The organism is Microcystis sp. LE18-22.4A, from assembly GCF_027531105.1.
Lineage (GTDB): Bacteria > Cyanobacteriota > Cyanobacteriia > Cyanobacteriales > Microcystaceae > Microcystis > Microcystis aeruginosa.
This window is the reverse complement of the sequence record NZ_JAPZRB010000557.1, coordinates 1-4617: the sequence shown is the minus strand read 5'-3', so window position 1 is coordinate 4617 and position 4617 is coordinate 1. Positions and strand designations below refer to the sequence as shown.

Below are 4617 nucleotides of genomic sequence, written 5' to 3'. Positions count from 1 at the left end.
CTCAATTGTCTATCTTTTGGTATTAACCTGTTTGTGCCTTAAGTCCTTCCCTGTATGGATTTCAGCTACTTTTGAGCGTAGGCGCTCTCATCGAATTTTATTTTAAGTTAATTATTTGCATAACAATTCCCGAAGAGCCCTAATTATTTTATTAGGATTCACCTTCACCCTGCAGCAAACTCTCCTCTGGAGAAATATTTTAGCCACCGAAAACAAATCACCACGATTGATCCGTTATGGAAACTTTCAAGATTTATACTATCACTTTTTAAAACAAGATCAACTCTTAAAATTCCTGCAAGAAAGACAAATTTGTCAAATAAATCAAATCGATAGAAATACGGTTTACTTTATCTATGCTTCCTTAGACTTTCATTTTCTTGAACGGCAGCTTTCCTGTCATAATCCCACCAGTGTTTTGATCGAATACTGTCCCCATTGTCGAGATTTTCCCAAATATTTTAAAATTATCGAAACTAATCATTAGTAACGGGTAGAATTAGAGGAGTCAGGAGGTCAATTTTTCTCTAAGGAAGTTACCCAGAATCTATAATCCTTTAAAATAAATCATCTGCAAAAATTCTCAGCTTAATATTGATAAAAGCCAATAATAAGCTGACTTTAAAACTCAAAATTTTTGGTAAATATCTTGACAAATGATCCCGATCGAGGGTATTATTGGCGTGGTTTTGGTAAAAATATCCAACAGCCAGAGACTACCTAGACTAACTTAGTAAAATTAATTCCTCCCTATTGATAGATGAAAATCAAGAAATATCTTAAGTTCTGGAAATATCCTCGCTTAGTTGATGAACGAGAGACTTTAATTGAAGAACGAGATTCTCTCAAAGATCATCTGAAGAGTTTGAATCAAGAAAAACAAGAAATGATTCGGGAAAAAAATGCTCTTTATGAAAGATTAGGTCAGTTATCCTTAACCATTCCCGAACTGCAAGAAATTAGTCCGAAACTTCTCGATATTAGCGTGATCAAAAATAAGGCCCGCCAGTTTCGAGTCCAATTAGATGCCGAAAAAGAAAAACTGGCTCCCGACAATTTTGGCTGGTATCCTTACAACACTTTAACCTGCTTCGAGATCCTCGAATTACTATTAACGGGTAAAAACCGTTTTCTACTAGAATTAATCTCGGAAAAACCGATTGTTGATATTGGTTGTGCCGATGGCGATCTGGCGTTTTTTCTGGAATCTTTGGGCTGTAAAGTACAGGTGGTTGACTACGCTCCTACTAACTTTAATCTTATGCAGGGGGTTAAACTGCTCAAAACCGCACTTTCTTCCTCTGTGGAGATTCATGATGTTAACTTAGATTCCCAGTTTCTCCTTCCCGAAAAAAGCTATAGTTTAGTCATCTTCTTAGGAATTTTATACCATCTCAAAAATCCCTACTATGCCCTCGAAACCTTAGCAAAATCTGCCAATTATTGCCTGATTAGCACCCGCGTCACTAAGTTTAATACGGTGAGTAATGCCGCTAATCGAGTCGATCTTTCCGCGATTCCTCTAGCCTATTTACTCGATGAACTAGAAGCAAATAATGATTCCACCAACTATTGGATCTTTTCTAATGCCGGGTTACGCCGAATTTTACAGCGAACCGGCTGGGAAATTTGCGATTATATAACAGTAGGTAATACCGAAAACTCCGATCCCGCCAGTCGTGACGGCGATGAAAGAGCCTATTGTTTAGTAAAAAGTCGTTTCTATCAAGATTAGAAATGCCTAAATATCAGACCAGTCTCCTAAAAATATGAACTATCCCCCTAATCCCCTCTTAAACCGACGTAGTTTGCTGAAATTAGCGGCCCTAGCCGGAGGAAGTGCCGGACTAGCTACCCTTCTCTCCTCTCGGCTCAGTTATTCTGCCGACCAAAACCAAGCTAGTGCCGAGAATATAGAGGCAATAGAGGAATTTTTGCGGCAAATTCGCCCAGTAAATTCGCAAAATCTCCAGTTGACAGAATATAGCTTTGAAACAGTCACCGTTGATCGTCGAGGGCAAATTATCGATCGCCGTCAGGGTAGCGCTCGCTCCTGGCGCGAACCCCTAGGCAACGGCAGCGAACTAGAAATGGTGGCTATTCCGGGGGGCAGTTTTCGACGAGGCTCGAAAAATGAAGAAAGAGGCGATCATACTAGCAGTGAAAAACCAGAAAATTCCCTGACGACGGCGGCTTTTTTTCTGAGCAAATACCCGATCACCCAAGCACAATGGCGAGCGATCGCACAACTTCCCAAAATTAATCTCGAACTCAACCCGGCGCCCTCCTTTTTCCAAGGTGATAACTTACCCGTTGAGAGAGTCTCCTGGTACGAGGCGATCGAATTTTGTCAAAGACTCTCCCGATCCACCGGCAAAGATTACCGACTAGCGAGTGAATCACGCTGGGAATACGCCTGTCGCGCCGGCACAACCACCCCCTTTTACTGCGGGGAAACCCTCACCAGCGAGCGGGCCAATTACTTTGCCGTCTATGATCCCTACGCGGAAGAACCAGCCAGCGCCTATCTGGCCAGGACTACCCCGGTGGGCAGTTTCGCCCCCAATAATTTCGGTCTCTACGATATGCACGGCAACGTGGGCGAATGGTGCGCCGATAGCTGGCACCGGAATTACGAGGGAACCCCGCCCCTGGATGGTAGTGCTTGGTTAGACAGGGATACTCGCTTGCAGCCCCGTTATCGTTCCGCCCGCTTAGTGCGAGGGGGCAGTTGGGGCGATGAAGCTAGGCACCTACGCAGTGCCAATCGCACCTTTTGCCTTCCCGATCAACACCACAGTGTTTTGGGTTTACGAGTCATGGCCGATAGTACCGGTTAATCAATGCTTGTGTCCGCCCAAGAGACGACAAAGGTATGGTTCAATAGGTTAGGTTGCCAAAAGCATTCAGAATCTTCTGCCGTTGTCAGTGCGTCTATAGCTAAATCAACCGCGAGTGAGGTCAAATTTTTCATGAAGGTACAGCAGTCTCATCTTTTCTTAACTCCCCCCACAGGAGATCTACAGGTACCTTTATCTCCTCCTCCCCCGGACGACGGCAATTTAGAAGAAGAAAAAAATTATTCTCTCAGCCTGTCTCTAGTCATTCCCACCTACAATGAACGGCAAAATATCGTTCAATTAGTCAACATTCTCAGTCAAATACTGGACGAGGCCCTTCCCAACGATTACGAACTGATCGTTGTCGATGATAATAGTCCCGATCGCACTTGGGAAGTCGCCGCGTCTTTAATCGCTGAATATCCCCAGCTGCGAGTGCTGCGCCGGGAGGGAGAAAAAGGCCTATCCTCGGCAGTGGTACGGGGGTGGCAAGTGGCACGGGGCGACATCCTTGGGGTCATCGATGCCGATTTACAGCATCCCCCGGAAGTGTTATTAAAATTATTCGAGCAAACCAGAGCCGGAGCCGATCTCGCCCTGGCTAGTCGCCATGTGGAAGGGGGTGGAGTCAGCCAATGGAGTCTGACTCGACGCTTCCTCTCCCGGGGGGCGCAGCTGTTGGGATTAGTCATTCTGCCTAACGTGGTGGGACGGGTATCGGATCCGATGAGTGGCTATTTCATGGTTAATCGACAAGCGATCGCTGGCCCGATCTTAAACCCGATGGGCTATAAAATCCTCCTCGAAGTTATCGGTCGCGGCAATATCGACCGGATCGCCGAAGTGGGTTACGTTTTCCAAGAGCGTCAAGACGGTGAAAGCAAAGTCACCTGGCAACAATACATCGAATATATCCTGCACTTGCTGAAATTGCGTTCCCGCGGTCGTTTCGGTGGCCTGAAAAGGCGTTGGCAATTCCCCCTCGCTCGCTTTCTTCGCTTTAGTTTAGTCGGGTTTAGTGGCGTATTCGTCGATATGGCCATCTTTTATCTCCTCAGCGATCCCACTACCCTCGCTTGGGGAGTAACTCGCAGTAAGATTATCGCCGCCGAGGTGGCCATTATTAATAATTTTCTCTGGAATGATCGCTGGACTTTTGGCGATTTGTCCACTGGCCAAAATCAGTGGCAGCAGCGTCTGAAACGTTTTCTTAAATTTAATCTTATTTGTTTGGCCGGTTTGATCCTCAACGTGCTGCTCTTGAACTTTTTCTTCAATGTCTTACATATTAATCGTTATATTGCTAACTTAATTGCGATCGCTATGGTTACTGTTTGGAACTTCTGGATGAATTTAAAACTCAGTTGGCGTGTGACGGAGGTTAAACCGGAAAAGTCCGGCAAGCCATAGGAAAGCCTTTGAAAACTTTTCCTCTCATCCCGCAAACCCTTTTTAACTCTCGTTCAACCTCTGGCAGCATTAATTTTCGGGACTTAAAAGCGGCCCAAGGTCAACAGGAAACCGATTACCGGGGATTAAGTCTCAAGGAGGGGATGGAATGGCTTGCTCAAAATGCCGATGACTTTCCTTGGGGAAAGACCGCCGACCCCGATTATTATGCTTTCCCCCATTGTACCCTTGTTCATCGAAAATTTGGGTCTGAAACCCCGTCGTTCTACGACGGCTTTACTGTTAAATATGAGCATCGTTTACGAAATATATGCTAGTGTGAAAGGACATGGAAAAAGCCTATTCGTTTCGATTTTACCCCACACCA

General features: G+C 45.2%; 5 protein-coding genes. All 5 read left to right on the top strand.

What is annotated here, in order from left to right; translation table 11 throughout:
• Positions 1 to 115 precede the first annotated feature (115 nt).
• The 5 genes from O9295_RS23960 (at position 116) to O9295_RS23940 (ending at position 4567) form a co-directional block, all read left to right on the top strand.
• Positions 116 to 487, top strand: a complete 372-nt coding sequence (locus tag O9295_RS23960; RefSeq protein WP_288035833.1) for a hypothetical protein — start codon at positions 116 to 118, stop codon at positions 485 to 487.
• A 273-nt stretch (positions 488 to 760) separates the two neighbouring features.
• The gene (locus O9295_RS23955) at positions 761 to 1735 is read left to right on the top strand and encodes a methyltransferase domain-containing protein (RefSeq protein ID WP_012266876.1); all 975 of its coding nucleotides are present in this window, start codon (positions 761 to 763) and stop codon (positions 1733 to 1735) included.
• Between the two features lie 34 nt (positions 1736 to 1769).
• Positions 1770 to 2840: a formylglycine-generating enzyme family protein gene (locus O9295_RS23950; protein WP_288035832.1), complete on the top strand. Its 1071-nt coding sequence runs from the start codon at positions 1770 to 1772 to the stop codon at positions 2838 to 2840.
• Between the two features lie 132 nt (positions 2841 to 2972).
• Positions 2973 to 4250, top strand: coding sequence for a glycosyltransferase (locus tag O9295_RS23945; RefSeq protein ID WP_288035824.1), 1278 nt, complete (start codon positions 2973 to 2975; stop codon positions 4248 to 4250).
• 8 nt (positions 4251 to 4258) lie between these two features.
• Positions 4259 to 4567: a hypothetical protein gene (locus tag O9295_RS23940; protein WP_288035822.1), complete on the top strand. Its 309-nt coding sequence runs from the start codon at positions 4259 to 4261 to the stop codon at positions 4565 to 4567.
• Positions 4568 to 4617 lie beyond the last annotated feature (50 nt).

Excerpts from the sequence above, each read along its gene's own strand:
- O9295_RS23945 (WP_288035824.1), top strand. The coding sequence starts at position 2,973 with ATGAAGGTACAGCAGTCTCATCTTTTCTTAACTCCCCCCACAGGAGAT.
- O9295_RS23955 (WP_012266876.1), top strand. The coding sequence starts at position 761 with ATGAAAATCAAGAAATATCTTAAGTTCTGGAAATATCCTCGCTTAGTT.
- O9295_RS23950 (WP_288035832.1), top strand. The coding sequence starts at position 1,770 with ATGAACTATCCCCCTAATCCCCTCTTAAACCGACGTAGTTTGCTGAAA.